The 20,033-nt window shown below is 53.4% G+C and carries 16 protein-coding genes; 15 read left to right on the forward strand and 1 reads right to left on the reverse strand.

What is annotated here, in order from left to right; all coding sequences use genetic code 11:
- Nucleotides 1-6 precede the first annotated feature (6 nt).
- The 13 genes from ftsL to lpxC all read left to right on the forward strand — a co-directional run bounded on the left by ftsL (nucleotide 7) and on the right by lpxC (nucleotide 15,495).
- Nucleotides 7-318 (forward strand): cell division protein FtsL, encoded by a 312-nt coding sequence (ftsL, locus tag ABYK60_RS12565; protein WP_372872371.1) that lies wholly within the window; start codon nucleotides 7-9, stop codon nucleotides 316-318.
- Nucleotides 315-2,051, forward strand: a complete 1,737-nt coding sequence (locus tag ABYK60_RS12570; RefSeq protein ID WP_372872372.1) for a peptidoglycan D,D-transpeptidase FtsI family protein — start codon at nucleotides 315-317, stop codon at nucleotides 2,049-2,051. The genes ftsL and ABYK60_RS12570 overlap by 4 nt, the downstream gene beginning before the upstream one ends.
- Nucleotides 2,048-3,511, forward strand: a complete 1,464-nt coding sequence (murE, locus tag ABYK60_RS12575) for a UDP-N-acetylmuramoyl-L-alanyl-D-glutamate--2,6-diaminopimelate ligase (protein ID WP_372872385.1) — start codon at nucleotides 2,048-2,050, stop codon at nucleotides 3,509-3,511. Before ABYK60_RS12570 ends, murE begins: the two co-directional genes overlap by 4 nt.
- Nucleotides 3,508-4,875: a UDP-N-acetylmuramoyl-tripeptide--D-alanyl-D-alanine ligase gene (murF, locus tag ABYK60_RS12580; RefSeq protein WP_372872373.1), complete on the forward strand. Its 1,368-nt coding sequence runs from the start codon at nucleotides 3,508-3,510 to the stop codon at nucleotides 4,873-4,875. The genes murE and murF overlap by 4 nt, the downstream gene beginning before the upstream one ends.
- Entirely contained in the window at nucleotides 4,876-5,958 is a 1,083-nt protein-coding gene (gene mraY / locus ABYK60_RS12585) for a phospho-N-acetylmuramoyl-pentapeptide-transferase (protein ID WP_372872374.1), read from the forward strand. It abuts the gene before it with no gap.
- 15 nt (nucleotides 5,959-5,973) lie between these two features.
- A complete protein-coding gene (murD, locus tag ABYK60_RS12590) occupies nucleotides 5,974-7,293 on the forward strand; it encodes a UDP-N-acetylmuramoyl-L-alanine--D-glutamate ligase (protein WP_372872386.1) in 1,320 nt (439 codons plus the stop codon).
- Nucleotides 7,283-8,488, forward strand: coding sequence for a cell division protein FtsW (gene ftsW, locus ABYK60_RS12595; protein WP_372872375.1), 1,206 nt, complete (start codon nucleotides 7,283-7,285; stop codon nucleotides 8,486-8,488). The genes murD and ftsW overlap by 11 nt, the downstream gene beginning before the upstream one ends.
- A complete protein-coding gene (gene murG, locus ABYK60_RS12600; protein WP_372872376.1) occupies nucleotides 8,488-9,570 on the forward strand; it encodes an undecaprenyldiphospho-muramoylpentapeptide beta-N-acetylglucosaminyltransferase in 1,083 nt (360 codons plus the stop codon). The genes ftsW and murG overlap by 1 nt, the downstream gene beginning before the upstream one ends.
- A gap of 9 nt (nucleotides 9,571-9,579) precedes the next feature.
- On the forward strand, nucleotides 9,580-11,034 hold the full coding sequence (gene murC / locus ABYK60_RS12605) for a UDP-N-acetylmuramate--L-alanine ligase (protein WP_372872377.1): 1,455 nt from the start codon (nucleotides 9,580-9,582) through the stop codon (nucleotides 11,032-11,034).
- Nucleotides 11,035-11,161: 127 nt separating this feature from the next.
- Nucleotides 11,162-11,965, forward strand: a complete 804-nt coding sequence (locus ABYK60_RS12610; RefSeq protein ID WP_372872378.1) for a cell division protein FtsQ/DivIB — start codon at nucleotides 11,162-11,164, stop codon at nucleotides 11,963-11,965.
- A 3-nt stretch (nucleotides 11,966-11,968) separates the two neighbouring features.
- A complete protein-coding gene (ftsA, locus tag ABYK60_RS12615; RefSeq protein WP_372872379.1) occupies nucleotides 11,969-13,204 on the forward strand; it encodes a cell division protein FtsA in 1,236 nt (411 codons plus the stop codon).
- Between the two features lie 28 nt (nucleotides 13,205-13,232).
- On the forward strand, nucleotides 13,233-14,420 hold the full coding sequence (gene ftsZ, locus ABYK60_RS12620; RefSeq protein ID WP_372872380.1) for a cell division protein FtsZ: 1,188 nt from the start codon (nucleotides 13,233-13,235) through the stop codon (nucleotides 14,418-14,420).
- Nucleotides 14,421-14,574: 154 nt separating this feature from the next.
- The gene (gene lpxC, locus ABYK60_RS12625; protein WP_372872381.1) at nucleotides 14,575-15,495 is read left to right on the forward strand and encodes a UDP-3-O-acyl-N-acetylglucosamine deacetylase; all 921 of its coding nucleotides are present in this window, start codon (nucleotides 14,575-14,577) and stop codon (nucleotides 15,493-15,495) included.
- Between the two features lie 13 nt (nucleotides 15,496-15,508).
- Here the strand turns inward: lpxC and ABYK60_RS12630 are convergent, their stop codons facing one another.
- Nucleotides 15,509-15,961, reverse strand: a complete 453-nt coding sequence (locus ABYK60_RS12630; protein WP_372872382.1) for a DUF721 domain-containing protein — start codon at nucleotides 15,959-15,961, stop codon at nucleotides 15,509-15,511.
- Between the two features lie 27 nt (nucleotides 15,962-15,988).
- Here ABYK60_RS12630 and ABYK60_RS12635 point away from each other — a divergent pair, with 27 nt between their 5' ends.
- Entirely contained in the window at nucleotides 15,989-16,888 is a 900-nt protein-coding gene (locus tag ABYK60_RS12635) for a M23 family metallopeptidase (protein WP_372872383.1), read from the forward strand.
- 57 nt (nucleotides 16,889-16,945) lie between these two features.
- Nucleotides 16,946-19,672, forward strand: coding sequence for a preprotein translocase subunit SecA (gene secA / locus ABYK60_RS12640; RefSeq protein ID WP_372872384.1), 2,727 nt, complete (start codon nucleotides 16,946-16,948; stop codon nucleotides 19,670-19,672).
- Nucleotides 19,673-20,033: the final 361 nt, after the last annotated feature.

Consider the following 20,033-nt stretch of genomic DNA (forward strand, 5'->3'; position numbering starts at 1 on the left):
TGAAGCATGAGTAAGCAGCTGGATTTGCCACGGCTTGTGTTGCTGGATTTGTGGCATCACAAGTGGATAGTGTTATTGGCATTACTGGTGATGGCTCATGGTGTTCTAGTTGTATATACAAGCCATGTCAGCCGTGAGCTTACCGCAGAAGAAGCACGGCTGATGCAGGAAAGGGACAGGTTAAATATTGAATGGCGCAATTTACTGCTTGAGGAACAGTCACTGGCTGAGCACAGCAGGATAACAAGGATAGCGACAAAGGAATTGAATATGGTCAGACCCCTTCCCAATGAAGAAGTGGTTGTGAGAGTGCCATGAGTAAACAGGCAAAACGCAATCAAAAAGCTCAACCCATTCCATGGCGTTTATACGTTGTGGTGGCGTTCGTTTGTTTGTTGTTTGGCAGTTTGGTGGTGCGGGCTGCGTATATTCAGTTAATTGAGCCGGACCGTTTGCGTCATGAAAGTGATATGCGCACCTTGCGCACCAGTAGCAGTGAGGTACAGCGAGGGCTTATCACTGATCGCAACGGTGAAATGCTGGCGGTGAGTGTGCCGGTTCAGGCGGTGTATGCCGACCCCAAAGTGGTACACGAAAAAGACGGCTTTGCCGATATGCGCCGTTGGCAGGCGCTGGCCGATGTGCTGCACGAGAAGCCCGATGAGCTGATTGCCCGGGTGCAGGGAAATCCTGCGAAGCGATTTACCTATTTAAAGCGCCAGATCACGCCGGCTGTGGCCGATTATATCCGTCAGCTGAAGCTTCCCGGCGTATACCTCAAGCCAGAGTCCCGCCGTTATTATCCCGGTGGTGAAATAACGGCTCAATTGATTGGGGTCACCAATATTGACGATGTAGGTATCGAAGGGATTGAGAGTACCTATAACAATTGGCTGACCGGTACTCCCTCCAAGCAGAAGGTGCGCAAATCCCGTGATGGCCATGTCGTGGAGCGTCTGGATATTGTGCAGGAGGGTGAGAGCCCTAACGATTTGGTACTGAGTATCGATCAACGCATTCAGCAACTGGCTTATCGTGAACTTAAGCGTGCCACTGAAATGCATCAGGCTACTTCCGGATCTGTGGTGGTGCTGGACATTTATACCGGTGAAGTATTGGCCATGGCTAATACCCCGTCATTTAACCCCAATAGCCGCAGTGACTGGCAAAGTTTCAAAATGCGTAACCGTGCGGTTACCGATACTTTTGAACCCGGCTCCACTGTAAAGCCCTTTGTGGTGGCGGCGGCGCTGGAAGCGGGCACAGTCAAACGCAGCGACATTATTTCCACCTCACCGGGCTGGATGCGGATAGGCGGCCGTCAGGTACGGGATTCCAACAATTACGGTGACATGTCACTGACTAAAATTCTGGTGAAGTCCAGTAACATGGGCGTAGCCAAGCTCTCTCTGGGCATGCCGGTTGAGCAGCTTCTGGGCACCTACTATTCCATCGGACTTGGTAATTATTCGGGTATAGGATTGCCCGGCGAAAGCGCCGGACTTATCCGTGAAAAGCACCGCTGGTCTGATTTTGAGCGTGCGACGCTGGCATTTGGCTATGGCCTTACCACTACTACGCTGCAGTTGGCTCGTATGTACGCCACCCTGGGTAACGGCGGCACGCTTTATCCTTCAACCATTCTTAAGCTCAAGCAAAAGCCTGAAGGGCAGCAGGTGATCTCAAAGCGGGTTGCCGACGAAGTGCTGCAGATGTTGGTGGGTGTAACAGAACAAGGGGGCACAGCCCTCAAAGCACATATCGAAGGGTACCCGGTAGCCGGTAAAACCGGTACCAGCCGGAAAGCCGTTGCAGGTGGCTACGGTGACGATTATATGGCTACCTTTGCCGGTGTTGCGCCCGTGAATAACCCTAGACTCGCGATTGCTGTGGTCATTAACGAGCCCAAAGGTGACAGATATTACGGCGGCGATGTGTCGGCGCCAGTCTTTGCCAAAGTGATGGCGGGAGCATTACAAATGCTGAATGTGGAACCCATCAGCACCCGAGAGCAGATGCAATTGGCTGCCACCCGACGGGAGGCTGAATAATGTTACTGAAAGACCTATTAGCGCCCTGGTTTCATTTTGCAGGTTCAGAAGTTGTTAATGCGCCGGTACTGGATAGCAGGCAGGTTGCTCAGGGTGGCTTATTTGTTGCCGTCCCTGGCCATGCGGCAGATGGACGCAATTATATCGAAGCTGCCTTTGCCAAAGGCGCGGTAGCTGTACTGAAACACACAGACGATCCTGCCGCCCACGGCTTGGTGGAGCGTGAGCATGGATTGGTTATTCATTTCTTTCAACTGAGCCGCCAGGTGTCAGCGCTGGCCCGTCAATACTACCAGTTGTCACCCGGTAAGCTGCACACCATAGGTATTACCGGCACTAATGGTAAAACATCAGTAAGTCAGCTGATTGCGCAGCTTTCTGAACACCTTGGCCACCGTGCAGCCGTGATGGGAACCCTGGGTAATGGTCTGTGGGGCGAGCTGGAGGATGTGGGTAATACTACGGCCGATCCTATCCGTGTGATGGCAGACTTGCATCGTTTTGAAGTTCAGGGGGCCAGGGTCTGTGCCATGGAAGCCTCCAGCCACGGCTTGGTGCAAGGGCGGATTGAAGCCGTTCCTTTTGAGGTGGCGGTATTTACCAACTTGAGTCGTGATCATTTGGATTATCATGGCGACATGGAAAATTATGGCGCGGCCAAACGCCGGCTGTTTTCCTTCGGTAGCCTCAGAGCCAGCGTGATCAATCTGGACGACAAGGTGGGTGAGGATTGGTTTTCAGGTATAGAGCATGCGGTGGGCTTCAGCTGCGAAGGTCACCCCAAGGCTGTCTGGCGCTTTGATAACGCTCAATTCCATCATGCCGGATTCAGCGCTACCTTGATGTGCCCCGAAGGTGAGTTTGTACTCGATTGCCGCTTACTGGGAGCCTTTAACCTGTCCAACTTGCTTGCCGCCCTGTGCGCGATGAACCAGTTGGGTTACAGCGCCGAATCTCTGGTGCAGGCTGCCGCCAAGCTCACACCTGTGCCCGGGCGGATGGAGTGCTTCCCCCGCGCCGATGGCCTGTCGCTGGTGGTCGATTACGCCCACACTCCGGATGCTATAGAACAGGCGCTTAAGGCGGCTCGTCATCATTGTGAAGGCCGACTGTGGATTGTATTTGGCTGCGGCGGCGATCGCGATAAAGGTAAGCGGCCGCTGATGGCAGCGGCGGCAGAGCGCTCTGCCGATATGCTGGTGCTGACGTCAGACAATGCCCGCAGTGAAGATCCTCAGTCCATTCTCGATGATATGAGAGCCGGGCTAAAGGTGCCGGACAATGCGCTGTTCGAGGTAGACCGTATTCAGGCTATCCGCCGCGCAGTGGCCCAGGCCAGGCCGGGAGACCTTATCCTGCTGGCTGGTAAAGGCCATGAAACCTATCAGGAAATCGCCGGCGTTAAACACCAATATGATGAGCGCGCACTCGCAAAGGCGCTGTGTGAGGAGAAAGCGTGATCCCACTGAAGTTGTCAGAACTGGCCAATGCAACCAAAGGCACCTTGCTGGGTGAGGATGTTGTTATTCATCACCTGAGCAGTGATAGTCGCCAAATGACCCCGGGTAGTCTGTTTGTGGCACTCAAGGGCGAACGGTTTGATGGACACAGCTTTGCTGACAAGGCGGTGGAGCTGGGTGCCAGTGCCTTGCTGGTTGAACGTGAATTGCCTTTGGCTGTGCCGCAGCTGCTGGTGGCTGATGCGCAAAAAGCCATGGGACGCATCGGCGCACTGGTGCGTGACCGCGTCAATCCGGTATGCGTGGCGCTTACCGGCTCCAACGGTAAGACCAGCGTGAAAGAAATGGTGGCCACAGTGTTGGCACAGCGCCACTCGGTACTCTTTACCGCAGGTAACTTCAATAACGAAATCGGCGTGCCGCTGACGTTGTTGCGTCTGGAAGCTGGCCATGAGTTTGGCGTATTTGAGCTTGGCGCCAACCACAAGGGTGAAATTGATTACACCTCTTCTTTGGTGCGCCCTAGGGTGTCGCTGGTCAACAACGTTGGCAGTGCGCATCTTGAAGGCTTTGGCTCCGAGGACGGCGTGGCCCGGGCTAAGTCAGAGATTTACCATCATCTGGCTGAGGACGGTGTGGGCATAGTGAATGCCGATGACCGCTATGCCGAAGTAATGCTCGCCAAATTGCAGGGCAAACAGGTGCTGCGCTTTGGTCTTGGCAGTGATGCTGATGTAACCGCCCGTGAAGTTGCCTGTGATGCCTTTGGTCGACACAGTTTTGTACTCTGTCATGGCGGCAGCCATGCCCGGGTGACCTTACCACTTGCCGGACATCATCAGGTACATAACGCCCTGGCCACAGCAGCCATTTGTATTGCCCTTGGATTATCACTCGATGAAATTGCCGGAGGCCTTGGCAAGCTCGCACCTGTAAAGGGGCGTATGGTGCCTGTGGCCCTTGGTCGCATTACTTTGGTGGACGATACCTATAACGCAAATCCCAACTCCGTGGGTGTAGCTATCGACTGGCTGAAAGAAATTGCCACAAATCGGATCCTGGTACTGGGCGATTTGGGAGAATTGGGCGACAATGCTGCCCTTTTGCATGGGCAATTGGGCGTGCGGGCCAAAGACGCCGGTCTCGACAGTCTCTTTTGCCTTGGCAAACTCAGCCGGAGTGCCAGTGAAGCCTTTGGCAGTGAACATTTTGTGGAGCTGGATGCTCTGTTGAACAAGTTGATTAAACATATCAATGGGGTGGAAGGACAAGTGACCCTGTTGGTGAAGGGGTCTCGCAGTGCCGCCATGGAGCGGGTTGTCGAGGCCTTAACGGCCGCCCACGGGCGCGGGGAGTTAGTATAAATGCTGGTGTATCTGGCCGAGTATCTGACCCAGTTTTACTCTGGGTTCAACGTGTTTTCCTATGTGACCTTCAGAGCCATTCTGTCGTTGTTGACGGCACTTATGTTCAGTCTCTGGTGGGGCCCTAAACTGATTGAGCGCCTTCAGCTGCTGCAAATCGGTCAGGTGGTGCGTAATGACGGTCCCGAGTCTCATTTCAGCAAGCGCGGCACTCCGACCATGGGGGGGCTGCTCATCCTTGCGGGTATCTTTATTGGCGTACTCTTGTGGGGCGACCTTGGCAGCCGTTATGTTTGGGTCATGCTGTTTGTTTTGGGCTCTTTTGGTCTGATTGGCTTTATCGACGATTATCGCAAGGTGGTTCGTAAAGATCCCAAAGGCCTGATTGCCCGTTGGAAATATATTTTCCAGTCAATGGCTGCCATTATCGTTGCCTTTTACCTGTTTTACTCAGCCAAACACCCGGGGGAAACTCAGCTGGTGGTGCCTTTCTTCAAGGACATACTGCCACAGCTGGGACTGATGTTTATTGTACTGTGCTACTTCACCATAGTTGGTGCCAGTAACGCGGTGAACCTGACCGATGGCTTGGACGGGCTGGCGATAATGCCTACCGTGATGGTCGCGGCGGCCTTTGCGCTGATTGCCTATCTGTCCGGTCATATTCAATTCGCAAACTACCTGCACATTCCCTATCTGCCTGGCTCGGGCGAGCTGGTGATTGTGTGTACCGCCATCGTAGGTGCCGGGCTGGGCTTTTTGTGGTTTAACACATATCCCGCTCAGGTGTTTATGGGTGATGTGGGCTCACTGTCTTTGGGCGCGGCACTTGGCACCATTGCCGTGCTGGTACGGCAGGAAATTCTGCTGGTGATCATGGGTGGCGTGTTTGTGATGGAAACCCTGTCGGTGATCCTGCAGGTGGGCTCTTACAAGCTTCGTGGACAGCGGATTTTTCGTATGGCGCCAATTCATCACCATTACGAGTTGAAGGGCTGGCCTGAACCACGGGTAATTGTGCGTTTTTGGATCATCTCCCTGTTCCTGGTGTTACTTGGTTTGGCTACGTTGAAGCTGAGGTAATTTATGGGTCTGCCACTGGATAAGCCACATACACACATAGTGCTGGGCCTGGGTGCCACAGGGCTGTCTGTGGTGCGCTTTTTGACAGGCAAAGGCATTTCGCCGCTGGTGATGGATAGCCGTCGCCAGCCGCCCGGCATGGATAAACTGGCAGCCGATTTTCCGGATGTACCCTTGGTCAGCGGCGGCTTTGATTGCCGTCATCTGGTGCAGGCTCAGCAAATTATTATCAGTCCCGGCATTGCGGTGGATACCCCAGAGGTGCGCGCCGCGATGGACATGGGCATCGAAGTGATTGGTGATGTGGAACTGTTTGCCCGTGAACTTGCGGAGCGCGCTCCCTGTGTGCTGGCGATCACCGGTTCCAATGGTAAGTCTACCGTAACCACATTAGTTGGTGAGATGGCCGCGGCTGATGGTAAAAAGGTTGCCGTGGGCGGCAATATCGGCGTGCCTGCGCTGGATTTGTTGTCTCAGCTGGCCGACCTGTATGTGCTTGAACTGTCGAGTTTTCAGCTGGAAACCACCCATAGTCTCAAGTGCATTGCAGCAACCTGTCTGAACATCAGTGAAGATCACATGGACAGATATGCCGATCTGGAAGCCTATCGCCAGGCCAAGTTACGTCTGTATCCACAGTCGAAGCTGAGCGTGTTTAATCGTGATGACCCGGCCACCCAGCCAAACGATCCTTGCCACACCACCAGTTTTGGTCTTGGCATTCCCGAAGGTGATGAGTGGGGGCTGATGGATGGCAAGGTGTACCACGGCAGCAGCGAAATTATGAACTTGCTGGATGTGGCTCTGATTGGCGCCCATAACCATGCCAATTTACTGGCGGCGATGGTTCTGTGCGAAGCGGTCGGCATTTCCCGTGAGGCCATGGTGACGGTAGCGCGCGAATTCACCGGTCTCAGTCATCGCTGTGAACTGGTGGCGAGCCACGACAATATTGCCTGGGTGAATGACTCCAAAGCCACCAATGTAGGCGCGACCGTGGCGGCATTAAATGGTCTGAGGGACCATTTGGGTGACATCATTCTTATTGCAGGTGGTGATGGCAAGGGGGCGGATTTTGAGCCGCTGCGTTTTGCGTTTCAGTCTGTTGCGCACCTTATCACCCTGGGGCGTGACGGCGATAAGATAGCCGAGCTGAAAGACGGTGCGTTTCGTGTGGCCAATATGGCCGAAGCGGTGGACAAGGCTAAGTCGCTGGCCAACCCGGGTGACATAGTGCTGTTGTCGCCAGCCTGCGCCAGCTTGGATATGTACACCAATTTTATGGCCAGGGGGGATGACTTCCGGGCCAATGTGGAGCGGGTCTATGGCGAGTGACAGCAGACAGCTCAATCTGTTTGAGCGCAGCGGTCATTTTTGGTCAGGTTGGTTCCAAGACCAGAAGGCTCCCGGCTCCCAGCTTTATGACAGATCGCTGCTGACTGCTGTGTTGTCGCTGATGGCATTTGGCTTTGTGATGGTGATGTCGGCCTCGATGCCGGAAGCCCAAAGCCTGAAAGATAATCCGTTTCACTTTATGTACCGCCATGTTTTCTACCTGATTGGCTGCGTAGCAATTGCTGCCTTGGTGCTGCGAATTGAGATGAAAACCTGGCAGAAATACAGCCCTCTTTTATTGGTTGGCGTGTTTGTGCTGCTGCTCGCAGTGCTTGCGGTGGGGACCACGGTAAACGGTGCCAGGCGCTGGCTCAGTGTTGGCCCTATTCGTATTCAGGTAGCCGAGATGGCCAAGCTGGTATTTGCCATCTACCTGTCCGGTTATTTGGTGCGTCGGCTGCAGGAACTGCGTGAGAACGCCAAGGGGTTCTATAAGCCGATTGTGGTTTTTGCGGTATATGCGTTTTTAATTCTTAACCAGCCAGACCTTGGCACAGTTGTTGTGCTGTTTGTCGGGACTGTTGGGTTGTTGTTTCTTGCCGGTGCACGATTGCTGGACTTTTTTGCCTTGGTGTTTGCCGGGGTGGTCGCCTTCGTTATTCTGGCCATGGAGCCATATCGACTGGCGCGTATTACGTCATTTATGGATCCCTGGGATGACCCCTTCGGCAGCGGCTATCAGCTGACGCAGTCGTTGATGGCATACGGCAATGGTGACTGGTTTGGGCGCGGTTTGGGCAACAGTATTCAGAAGTTGGAATACCTGCCAGAGGCCCACACTGACTTTATTTTTGCGGTACTTGGTGAAGAACTTGGCTTTGTTGGCATTGTTGTTGTGCTGTTTGGGCTGTTCTTTGTGTCGTTGAAAGCTATCCGTTTGGGTAATGAATGTCTGGGACTGGAGCGAGCCTTTGAAGGTTATCTGGCCTATTCCATCGGCATTTGGATTTGCTTCCAAACTGTGGTCAATGTCGGTGCCAGTATCGGTATGCTGCCCACCAAGGGCCTGACGCTGCCCTTTGTCAGTTATGGCGGTTCGAGTTTATGGGTAATGACCTCAGCAGTGTGTATTTTGCTTCGTATTGATTATGAAAAACGCCTGAGTCAGATTCAGGCGGTACAGGGGAGGCTCTAATGGATCCGCAGTCAGGAAAACGTCTTTTGGTGATGGCCGGTGGTACCGGTGGTCACGTATTTCCTGCGCTGGCGGTGGCACGTCGGTTGGCGAGTGAAGGCTGGCAGGTTCGCTGGCTTGGAACGGCCGATCGCATGGAGGCTCGCCTGGTACCCCAGCATGGTTTTGATATCGACTTTATTGATATTCAGGGCGTACGTGGCAATGGTTTGCTGCGCAAGCTGGCAGCTCCGGTGAAAGTGCTGCGCTCAGTGATGCAGGCCAGAAAGGTTATCCAAAGCTTTAAGCCGGATGTGGTGCTGGGCATGGGTGGTTTTGCCAGCGGTCCGGGCGGCGTGGCTGCAAAGCTTTGTGGCATCCCGCTGGTGCTGCATGAGCAAAATGCGATTCCCGGTATGACCAACAGACTCCTGTCTCGTATCGCCAATCGGGTACTTTGTGCCTTTGACGGTGCCTTTGGTCTTCAGGGGCAAACCGTGGGGAATCCGATTCGGGATGAGTTGGTTGCCCTTGGTGCGAAGCCCCGAGAGAGACAGAACGATTCGCTCAAGGTGCTGGTGGTGGGCGGCAGCCTTGGTGCCAAGGTATTCAACGACCTGATGCCTGCCGTGACGGCGCGTTTGGCGCAGGAGCAGGCCGTGACCGTCTGGCATCAGACCGGCAAGAACAACCTGGCGGCCGTACAGACGGCATACCAGGAGCTGGGGCAGGACGGCGGCGTGAATATCGCGGAATTTATTGATGATATGGAAGCGGCTTATCGCTGGGCCGATGTGGTACTGTGCCGGGCCGGGGCCCTGACCGTGTCGGAACTGGCGGCCGTGGGATTACCGAGCATTCTGGTGCCATATCCCCATGCAGTGGATGATCATCAGACCATGAATGCCAGAGTGCTGGTCGATGCCGGTGCGGCCTTCTTGGTGCCGCAACCCATAGCTTCAACAGAGCTTTTGGCAGACAAGCTAAGATTGCTTGCCGGTGACAGAGAAGAATTGACCCGTATGGGTGAAAGAGCCAGAGCGGTTGCGGTTTTGGATGCCACTGAGCGGGTGGCTGACGTATGCCGTGAGCTGGCGAATTAAAGGTTAGTTATGACACAGACAGAGAAATACAGACAGCTTCGTACCATGATCCCCGAGATGCGTCGGGTGCGCCGAATCCACTTTGTGGGCATTGGCGGCGCCGGTATGGGCGGGATTGCAGAAGTATTGGTCAACGAAGGTTATCAGGTCAGTGGCTCAGATATTGCGAATAACGCTGTGACCGAGCGCCTTAAGGGGCTGGGCGCGCGTATTTTTATCGGCCATGGTGCTGACAATGTGGCTGGCGTGGATGTCGTGGTGGTGTCTACCGCTATTAGTAAGGAAAACCCTGAGCTGTTGGCCGCCAATGCAAACCGTATTCCTGTGGTGCGCCGCGCCGAAATGCTTGCCGAGTTGATGCGTTATCGCCATGGGGTGGCGGTGGCCGGTACCCACGGTAAAACCACCACCACCAGTTTGATTGCCAGCATTTATGGTCAGGCCGACCGCGATCCAACTTTCGTGATTGGCGGTTTGCTTAACAGCGCCGGTACCAACGCCCGTTTGGGTTCGAGCCGCTATCTGATTGCCGAAGCGGATGAAAGTGACGCCAGCTTCCTGCATTTGCAGCCAATGGTGACTGTGGTGACCAATATCGAAGCCGACCATATGGACACTTACGGCGGTGACTTCGAGAAGCTCAAATCCACCTTTGTGGACTTTATGCACAACCTGCCGTTTTACGGTGTGGCTGTGGTTTGCATTGATGACCCGGTGATACGTGAACTTATCCCTCGTATTGGTCGTCAGGTGGTGACCTACGGCTTCAGCGAAGATGCCGATGTGCGTGCTTTGGACTTTGTTCAACAGGGGCACAGCTGCTGCTTTACCGTGCGACGCAAGGGTAAAGATGATTTGGCGCTCAAGGTAAATCTGCCCGGCGAGCACAACGTACTCAACTCGCTCGCGGCCATTGCTGTAGCGACTGAAGATGACATAGAAGATGAAGCCGTTGTGAGTGCTTTGGCTGAGTTCCAGGGTATTGGCCGTCGTTTTCAGCATCTGGGCAAGTTCGATACCCCTAAGGGCGAAGTGATGCTGGTGGATGACTACGGCCATCATCCCAGTGAAGTGGCTGCCACCATCAAGGCTGCCCGTGCCGGTTGGCCGGATAAGCGGCTGGTGATGGCTTATCAGCCACACCGTTATACCCGTACCCGGGACTTGTACGAAGACTTCGTCGAGGTACTGTCTCAGGTAGATAAGCTGGTATTGCTGGAAGTGTATGCCGCAGGTGAAACACCCATACCGGGTGCCGATGGCAGGGCGCTATGCCGCTCTATTCGTCAGCGTGGCCAGCTCGAACCTATTTTTGTGGCAAGCCCGGAGCAGTTAGCATCGGTTTTGCCTGATGTTCTGGCCGATGGCGATCTGTTGTTGTGTCAGGGGGCTGGCAATATAGGCGCGCTGTCCAGGGAGCTGGCAGCGAACCAGCTGGGATTCGACAAGGCGGATAACGACTAGATGCTGCTGAATTATTCACCAGTTAAGTGGTTGTTCCCTTTGGCCTTTAATCTGGGATTACGGGTCTATATAATGGCCGGTTCCTCTGCTGGGCGTTACTGAGGAACAGCCGTTGGCAAGGAATAAGGTGCAGTCCCGAAAAAGGCCGGTTCGGGAAGTGCGGGCCAGAGAGGTCAAGGTAGCCAGAGAGCCCATACTTCCTCGGATTAGGGCGCTTAATTGGTACCTTATCAGTGGATTCAGCTTCTTTGTTATGGTGCTGGGAATGCTGGGGTACGGTGGCTATCGACTTCATCAGTTGCTGAATGATGCAGAGGCCTTGCCTATAGAGGCATTGGTGATTAACGGGGAACGGGTTTACACCTCAGAGGATGAGATCCGTAACGCTATGCAGGCCCTGATGGAAAGCAGCTTTTTCAGTGCAGATGTGACTGAGGTTCAGCAGGCGATAGAGGCTTTACCCTGGGTTTACAAGGCTTCTGTAAGGCGGGTTTGGCCAGCCAGGATAAAGGTGTTTCTTCAGGAGCAAAAGGCTGAGGCACGTTGGAATGGCATGGATTGGGTGAACGAGCATGGTGAAGTATTTGGAGCTCCGCCTCAACCGGATTTGGACCGCCTGCCCAAACTGTCAGGTCCAGAGACAAAAGCGGCCGAGGTGTTGACGGCCTACCGGCAGATTGCCGAGTTGTTAAAGATTAATGGCTTTGGACTTGAGAGCCTGAGCCTGAGCCCGAGACATGCGTGGATTGCCGTGCTGGACAATGGCATAACGCTTGAGCTTGGGCGGGAAGATAAAATGGCGCGGGTACAGAGGTTTATCAATGTATACCCGACCCTGAAACAGCAGTCCAAGGTGGTATCCAGGGTGGATTTGCGCTACGACACAGGATTGGCCGTAGGCTGGGATGAGACAAAACAAGAGAGTCGCTAACTGATGACCAAGAACCAGGATAGAAATCTGATAGTCGGATTGGACATAGGTACCGCCAAGGTCGCTGCGATCATTGGTGAAGTCATGCCTGACGGAGAGATCAGCATTGTGGGTCTTGGCAATCACCCTTCGCGGGGAATGGACAAGGGCGGGGTGAACGACCTCGACTCTATCGTTCGCAGTGTACAGCGTGCGCTGGATCAGGCTGAGCTGATGGCTGACTGCCAGGTGTCGTCTGTGTATCTGTCGATTTCCGGTAAGCACATCGCCTGTCAGAACGAGCGCGGCATGGTGTCCATCAATGATGAAGAAGTGACCCAGGAAGACGTGGACAATGTGATCCACACTGCCCGCTCGGTGAAGATCCCAACCGAGCGTCGCATCCTGCATGTGCTGCCACAGGAATATGCCATCGACGTGCAGGAGGGTATCAAGAGCCCTATCGGCATGTCGGGCATGCGTATGGAAGCCAAGGTGCATATCGTCACCTGTGCCAATGATATGGCCAAAAACATCACCAAGAGCGTGGAGCGCTGTGGCCTGAAAGTCGACGATTTGGTGTTTTCCGGTATTGCCTCGGCTGATGCGGTGCTGACCAACGATGAAAAAGATCTGGGCGTATGCCTGGTTGATGTGGGCGGTGGTACCACCGACATTACCGTGTATACCAATGGCGCTCTGCGTCACTGCGCAGTGGTGCCGGTGGCCGGTAACCAGGTGACTAACGATATTGCCAAGATTTTCAGAACGCCTTTGTCCCACGCCGAGCAGATTAAGGTGCAGTATGCCAGCGCGCGCAGCTCCATGGTGAGCCGCGAAGACAGTATTGAAGTGCCGTCGGTGGGGGGGCGTCCTTCCAGAACCATGTCACGCCATACATTGGCCGAGGTGGTTGAGCCCAGATATCAGGAATTATTTGAGCTGGTACTTAAGCAGCTGCGGGATGCGCGGCTTGAGGATCAGGTAGCCGCAGGCATTGTGCTGACCGGCGGTACTTCTTCGATAGAAGGTGCCGTTGATGTGGCAGAAGCCGTGTTTGGTATGCCGGTGCGGGTGGCGTCGCCACTGCCGGTGAAAGGTTTGTTTGAATATGTAGATCAGCCCATTTACTCCACTGGGGTGGGGCTGCTCCATTATGGCGCGCGTCGGGTGCTTGAGCGGCAATACGAGCGTCCACAGCGTCAGGGGGTCACCAGTCTCTGGAATCGGGTCCAGAGCTGGTTTAAAGGTGAATTTTAACTAACGCAGGCAAATGGAGATTTAGACCATGTTTGAGATCATGGATACTCATTCCGACGAGGCGGTGATTAAAGTCATCGGCGTCGGTGGCGGTGGTGGCAACGCCGTCGAGCATATGGTGAAGCACAATATTGAAGGTGTTGAGTTCGTTGCAACCAACACTGACGCTCAGGCGCTGCGCAAATCTGCCGCAGGCCAGACCATCCAGTTGGGTCGCGATGTGACCAAGGGTCTGGGTGCCGGTGCCAATCCTGAGGTGGGCCGTGCGGCCGCCGAAGAAGATAAAGAAAGCATCCGCGCTGCCATCAAGGGCTCGGACATGATCTTTATCGCTGCCGGTATGGGCGGTGGTACAGGTACTGGCGCTGCGCCAGTGGTTGCCGAAGTGGCACGCGAAGAAGGCATTCTGACCGTAGCCGTGGTGACCAAGCCGTTCCCGTTCGAAGGTAAAAAGCGTATGGCCTATGCCGAACAGGGCATTGCTGAGCTTGCCAAGCATGTAGACTCGCTGATCACTATTCCCAACGAAAAGCTGCTCAAAGTACTGGGTCGCGGTACTTCACTGCTGGACGCTTTCGCAGCGGCCAACAACGTGCTGCTGGGCGCTGTGCAGGGTATTGCTGAACTGATTACCCGTCCGGGTCTGATTAACGTCGACTTCGCCGACGTGAAAACCGTTATGTCCGAAATGGGTAATGCCATGATGGGTACCGGTGTTGCCCGTGGTGAAGACCGCGCCGAAGAAGCTGCCGAAGCCGCTGTCGCCAGCCCATTGCTGGAAGACATCGACTTGGCCGGTGCCCGTGGCGTGCTGGTGAACATCACCGCCGGTATGGACATGACCATCGAAGAGTTCGAAACCGTCGGTAACCACGTTAAGGCTTATGCCTCTGATAACGCAACTGTGGTAGTCGGCGCAGTTATTGACCCAGAGATGAGCGATGAGCTGCGAGTGACCGTGGTTGCCACCGGCATTGGTGCAGATAAAAAGCCTGATATCCAGTTGGTACCCAAGGTTCAGCCCCGTCCTGAGCCTGTGGCTGTTGAACCGAAGGTTGAAACCTTTGTGGCTGAAGAGCCGGTATTCCAGGCGCAACCTGTGGTTAAGGGAAATGCAGTGCCGTCTGCGGCCGCCGTACCTCAGGCTGCTCCTGCTCAAAAGAATGAGCTTGATTACCTGGATATTCCGGCCTTCCTGCGCAAGCAGGCTGACTGAGTAAAAAAAGCGGTACAGACAGAGCGCTGGCTAAGTAACGTACTTTTTGTGAAATGCCAGACTTGTGGTAGCATGTCTGACCAGCCGACTCTCCGGCTGTCGTTTACGACTGCCTGAGTGACAGTGAATTGTTGAATGCAAAACGGGTAACTGAATGATTTTTCAAAGAACAGTTAAAGAAATGGTTAAGACCACTGGTGTTGGATTGCACTCCGGTAATAAGGTCACGCTCACCATTAAGCCCGCGCCTATCAATACAGGGATCGTACTGATGCGTACTGACCTGAACCCTGCCGTGGCGATACCAGCCAAGGCAAATATGGTTCGGGAAACGACCATGTGTACGGCTCTGGTGAATGATGAAGGTGTTCGCATTTCCACAATTGAGCACCTGTTTGCCGCCCTGGCAGGTCTCGGCATTGATAATGCCGTGATAGAAGTGGACGCACCTGAAATTCCGATTATGGATGGCAGTGCAAGCCCCTTCGTATTCCTGCTGCAGAGCGCCGGGATTCAGGAACAGTCAGCGGCCAAGAAATATCTGCGTATCAAGCGTACCGTACGCGTGGAAGACGGCGACAAGTGGGCGGAAATTCGTCCGTTTCAAGGGTTTAGAGTCAACTTTGCCATTGACTTCAACCACCCTGAGATTGCCCGCAGCCAGCAGCATATGGTGATGGACTTTTCCTCTACCGCCTTTGTGAAAGATATCAGTCGTGCCCGCACCTTTGGGTTTATGCGCGATATCGAATACCTGCGTGCCAACAACCTGGCACTGGGTGGCAGTATGGAAAATGCCGTTGTGCTTGATGAATATCGCGTCCTCAACCCCGATGGCCTGCGTTATGAGGACGAGTTCGTTAAGCACAAGATCCTGGATGCATTTGGCGACCTCTATGTCGCCGGTCATGCCATCATAGGTGAGTTTTGTGCCTACAAGACCGGCCACGCCCTGAACAATCAACTGGTCAGGGCGGTGCTTGCTACCCAGGATGCCTGGGAATTGGTGAGCTTTGACAAAGAAGCTGATGCACCTGTCAGCTTTGCTATGCCGGGCAGTGTGGTTCTTGCCTGAGCAACAAATGGATTTATGACTGCCTGTGACGGCTGGCCAATGCAGCCAGCCGTTTCAGTTTCTGGCCCAAACTGCCTTCAGTGTGTTCGGCCAGAGCCTCAATGTGAGCTGCAGCAGATTCGCTCAATCGATTGCTGTTAATCGGCGCTTTTGACTGATACTGTGCCAGCGCTGGGTTGACTTTAACGTCAATAGCGGTAAGCATTGGGAGCGTTTCAGCCTGCAGTAGTTTAAGAAGCATAGGCTTTTGAAAGTTGATTCGGGCGGCCCATGCGGCCGTGGCCGTTTCTATAACGAGAGTACCGTGGCGGAGGTTTGCTACCTTGAGTTGCTCTGCCACCGGACCTGAAACCATCTGTTTTACGATGTGATCCAGATTGTTCAGTAACTCTGCCTTTTCGGCGATATCCGGCAGTGTGCCAGTGGTATGCATAAGTGCAGCAAGGTCCTGAGGTAACTTTTTCATTCAATAAGAAGATGGCTGATTGAAGCTATGAGTATAACAGTATTTATCCAAGGTCGCAGCGGCGTGACCCGTTGGCAACCCGGCAAGCGCTGGTTGTTGCTGCCGGTGTTGTTGCTCGCCACTGGCGCCAGCTTGTACCAGTACACCAGTACCCGGTTTGAAAACCAGCAGGCCAGCGTAGACAGTGAACGCCAGGCCCGTGAAAATCAAAAGCGCGAAGTATTGAAACTCAAGGATGCAACCGAATCCCAGCTTGCGACCCTGACCGCTTATGTGGCGCGCATGCAGGCGAAAATTACCCGCCTCGAAGCCTTGGGGCAACAGGTTGCCCAGAACTATAAGCTCGATGATCAGTTTGATTTCTCCGCTGAAGCCGGTGTGGGTGGTTCATCTGATCTAGGCACTACCATCGAACTCAGTCAGCTTATCGACGATATGGATAAGCTGGCCTTCAGAATTGATAATAACGACACTCAATTGGCGCTACTTGAAACTGTGGCTGCCAATCTCCATATAGATGAAGAGCGTTATGTATCAGGGCGCCCTGTCAGCAAAGGCTATCTCTCGTCGCCCTACGGTTTACGCAATGATCCCTTTACCGGAAGAAGAACCATGCACAAAGGCATAGACTTCGCCGGCTCTGAGGGGGCCAATGTTATCGCTACCGCCGGTGGGGTAGTAACATGGGCCGGAGACATGTTCGGTTATGGCCAATTGGTGGAGGTAGATCATGGAAATGGTCTGCGTACCCGTTATGGCCACAATAAAACTTTGTCAGTAGCTGTAGGTGATGTGGTCGCCAAGGGTGAAAAAATAGCCACTATGGGCAGCACCGGTCGTTCAACCGGACCCCATGTGCACTACGAAGTGTTGCGGTCGGGTCAGCAAATTGATCCGCAGAAATATGTATACCGCAAGGCAGGTTAACAACTTTGGCTATGAGACTCGACCAGGGACTTGGCCTTCATTGAGATAACAAATCAGATGTTTGGTAATTTACTGACAAAAATTTTTGGTAGTCGTAACGACCGCACCCTGAAACAGCTGGGTAAAGTGGTCCAAAAAATTAATGCGTTGGAAGCTGAATACGAGAAGCTCTCCGATGAAGAGCTTAAAGCTAAAACGGCCGAATTCCAGAGTCGTCTCGAAAAGGGTGAAAGCCTTGATGGCATTATGGCCGAAGCCTTTGCCACTGTCCGTGAAGCTTCCAAGCGTGTATTTGAAATGCGCCATTTCGACGTGCAGCTGATGGGCGGTATGGTGCTCGACAGCAATCGTATTGCCGAGATGCGTACAGGTGAAGGTAAAACGCTGACTGCCACCCTGCCAGCTTATCTGAATGGTCTTACCGGCAAGGGCGTGCATGTGATTACGGTGAACGACTATCTGGCGCGCCGTGATGCGGAAAACAACCGCCCTCTGTTTGAATTTCTTGGAATGACTGTAGGCGTAAACGTGGCTGGTCTTAGCCACGCTGATAAAAAAGCCGCTTACGATGCTGATATTACTTATGGCACCAATAACGAATTTGGCTTCGACTATCTGCGGGACAACATGGCGTTCTCGCCTAATGAGCGTGTGCAGCGTCCACTGCATTATGCCCTTATCGACGAAGTAGACTCTATTCTTATCGATGAAGCCCGTACGCCATTGATCATTTCCGGCGCCGCCGAAGACAGCTCTGAGCTTTATATCCGCGTCAACAAACTGATCCCCAATCTTATCCGTCAGGATAAAGAAGACAGCGAAGAATTCGTGGGTGAAGGCGATTACTCTATCGATGAGAAAGCCCGTCAGGTTCATATGACCGAGCGTGGCCAGGAAAAGGTAGAGCAACTGTTAACCGAGGCCGGCCTGCTGGCTGAAGGCGATTCCCTTTATTCCGCAGCTAACATTTCCTTGTTGCACCACGTCAACGCCGCTCTGCGTGCCCATACTCTGTTCGAAAAGGACGTGGACTATGTGGTTCAAAACAACGAAGTGGTGATTGTTGACGAACACACTGGCCGCACCATGCCGGGTCGTCGCTGGTCCGAAGGTCTGCACCAGGCCGTTGAAGCCAAAGAAGGCGTGCGTATCCAAAACGAAAACCAGACCCTGGCTTCCATTACCTTCCAGAATTACTTCCGTTTGTATGAAAAGCTGGCCGGTATGACAGGTACTGCTGACACCGAAGCATTTGAGTTCCAGCACATTTATGGCCTGGATACTGTAGTGGTGCCAACCAACCGTCCGATGGTGCGTAATGACATGTCTGATTTGGTGTATCTCACCGCCCGTGAGAAATATCAGGCCATTATCACTGATATCAAAGGTTGCCGTGAGCGTGGTCAGCCAGTACTGGTGGGGACTGTATCTATTGAACAGTCTGAACTGCTGTCACGTCTGCTGAATCAGGACAAGATCCCTCACCAGGTATTGAATGCCAAGTTCCACGAAAGAGAAGCAGACATAGTGGCAGAAGCCGGCAGACCCGGGACTGTGACAGTTGCCACTAACATGGCGGGTCGAGGCACCGACATTGTACTCGGTGGTAACTGGAAAGCTGAAGTCGAAGCACTGGAAAACCCAAGCGCAGATCAAATTGCTGCTATTCGTGCAGATTGGCAGATTCGTCATGATGCTGTGGTTGAGGCAGGTGGTCTGCATATTTTGGGTACCGAGCGTCATGAGTCCCGCCGCATTGATAATCAGCTGCGTGGCCGTTCCGGTCGTCAGGGTGACCCAGGCTCTTCCCGCTTCTATCTGTCGATGGAAGACAACCTGATGCGTATTTTTGCTTCTGAGCGTGTAGCCAACATGATGAAGAAGCTGGGTATGGAAGAAGGCGAAGCTATCGAACACCCATGGGTGACCCGTGCAATCGAGAACGCCCAGCGTAAAGTTGAAGCGCGTAACTTCGATATCCGTAAGCAACTGCTTGAGTTTGATGACGTGGCCAACGATCAGCGTCAGGTTGTTTACGCCCAGCGTAATGAGTTGATGGATGCCGAAAGCATCGAAGAGACCATTCAGAATATTCAGGCCGATGTAATTGATGGTCTTGTCAGCCAGTACATTCCACCTCAGTCGGTAGAAGAACTGTGGGATGTTCCGGGCTTGGAAAGCCGTCTGGCCAAAGAATTTGGTCTGCAGTTGCCAGTGCAGGAATGGCTGGATAAAGAAGACGACCTGCACGAAGAAACCCTGCGTGAGCGCATCATAGATACCTGGCGTCAGTCTTATCAGACTAAAGAGCAAATGGTCGGTACATCAGTGCTGCGCCAATTCGAAAAGGCAGTGATGCTGCAAACCCTCGATGGCCTGTGGAAAGAACATCTGGCAGCGATGGATCATCTGCGTCAGGGTATTCACCTGCGTGGCTATGCCCAGAAGAACCCCAAGCAGGAATATAAGCGTGAATCCTTCGAGCTGTTCCAACAGATGCTGGAATCACTCAAACATGATGTGATTGCCATTCTGTCCAAGGTACAGGTGCAGGCACAGTCTGATGTCGAAGAAATGGAAGCCCGCCGCAGAGAAGAGGAAGCGCGTATCCAGCGTGAATATCAACACGCTGCTGCGGAATCAATGACCAGCGACAATAGTGAACTGGCAGAAATGGCTTCACATGTTCCTCTGGTGCGTGACGGTGAGAAAGTCGGCCGTAACGATCCTTGCCCCTGTGGTTCAGGCAAAAAGTACAAACAGTGCCACGGTAAGTTAAGCTGATAAGCACTGAATCACAAAAGGCAGCCTGACGGCTGCCTTTTGTTTATCGGAAGTTCATCAGCTGAAAATCAGCTTGCAAACCACACAGCTGTGGATAACTTTGGGGGTAAGATCTGCAAGAGTTGTGCGCAGTGTGGTAGATCTGAAAAAGATCGAAAAAAGATGAAAAAAGCCCTTGCAGAAAAGTTTGGGCTCCCTATAATGCGCCTCCACTGACAGGGCACAAGGGTAGCGAAAGCAACTGGTAGACTCAGTCAGGGTAAGAGCCCGAGCATTAAAACGACAGTTGAAAATGTTCATCAAAAAAGGGCTTGACGCCAAAAAGGGCTTCTGTAGAATACGCAGCCCTGACCAGATGAAA

Source organism: Shewanella sp. (assembly GCF_041630135.1).
GTDB lineage: Bacteria > Pseudomonadota > Gammaproteobacteria > Enterobacterales > Shewanellaceae > Shewanella.

Excerpts from the sequence above, each read along its gene's own strand:
- ftsL (WP_372872371.1), top strand. The coding sequence starts at position 7 with ATGAGTAAGCAGCTGGATTTGCCACGGCTTGTGTTGCTGGATTTGTGG.
- ABYK60_RS12570 (WP_372872372.1), top strand. The coding sequence starts at position 315 with ATGAGTAAACAGGCAAAACGCAATCAAAAAGCTCAACCCATTCCATGG.
- mraY (WP_372872374.1), top strand. The coding sequence starts at position 4,876 with ATGCTGGTGTATCTGGCCGAGTATCTGACCCAGTTTTACTCTGGGTTC.
- ftsW (WP_372872375.1), top strand. The coding sequence starts at position 7,283 with ATGGCGAGTGACAGCAGACAGCTCAATCTGTTTGAGCGCAGCGGTCAT.
- murG (WP_372872376.1), top strand. The coding sequence starts at position 8,488 with ATGGATCCGCAGTCAGGAAAACGTCTTTTGGTGATGGCCGGTGGTACC.
- murC (WP_372872377.1), top strand. The coding sequence starts at position 9,580 with ATGACACAGACAGAGAAATACAGACAGCTTCGTACCATGATCCCCGAG.
- ftsA (WP_372872379.1), top strand. The coding sequence starts at position 11,969 with ATGACCAAGAACCAGGATAGAAATCTGATAGTCGGATTGGACATAGGT.
- ftsZ (WP_372872380.1), top strand. The coding sequence starts at position 13,233 with ATGTTTGAGATCATGGATACTCATTCCGACGAGGCGGTGATTAAAGTC.
- lpxC (WP_372872381.1), top strand. The coding sequence starts at position 14,575 with ATGATTTTTCAAAGAACAGTTAAAGAAATGGTTAAGACCACTGGTGTT.
- ABYK60_RS12630 (WP_372872382.1), bottom strand. The coding sequence starts at position 15,961 with ATGAAAAAGTTACCTCAGGACCTTGCTGCACTTATGCATACCACTGGC.
- ABYK60_RS12635 (WP_372872383.1), top strand. The coding sequence starts at position 15,989 with ATGAGTATAACAGTATTTATCCAAGGTCGCAGCGGCGTGACCCGTTGG.
- secA (WP_372872384.1), top strand. The coding sequence starts at position 16,946 with ATGTTTGGTAATTTACTGACAAAAATTTTTGGTAGTCGTAACGACCGC.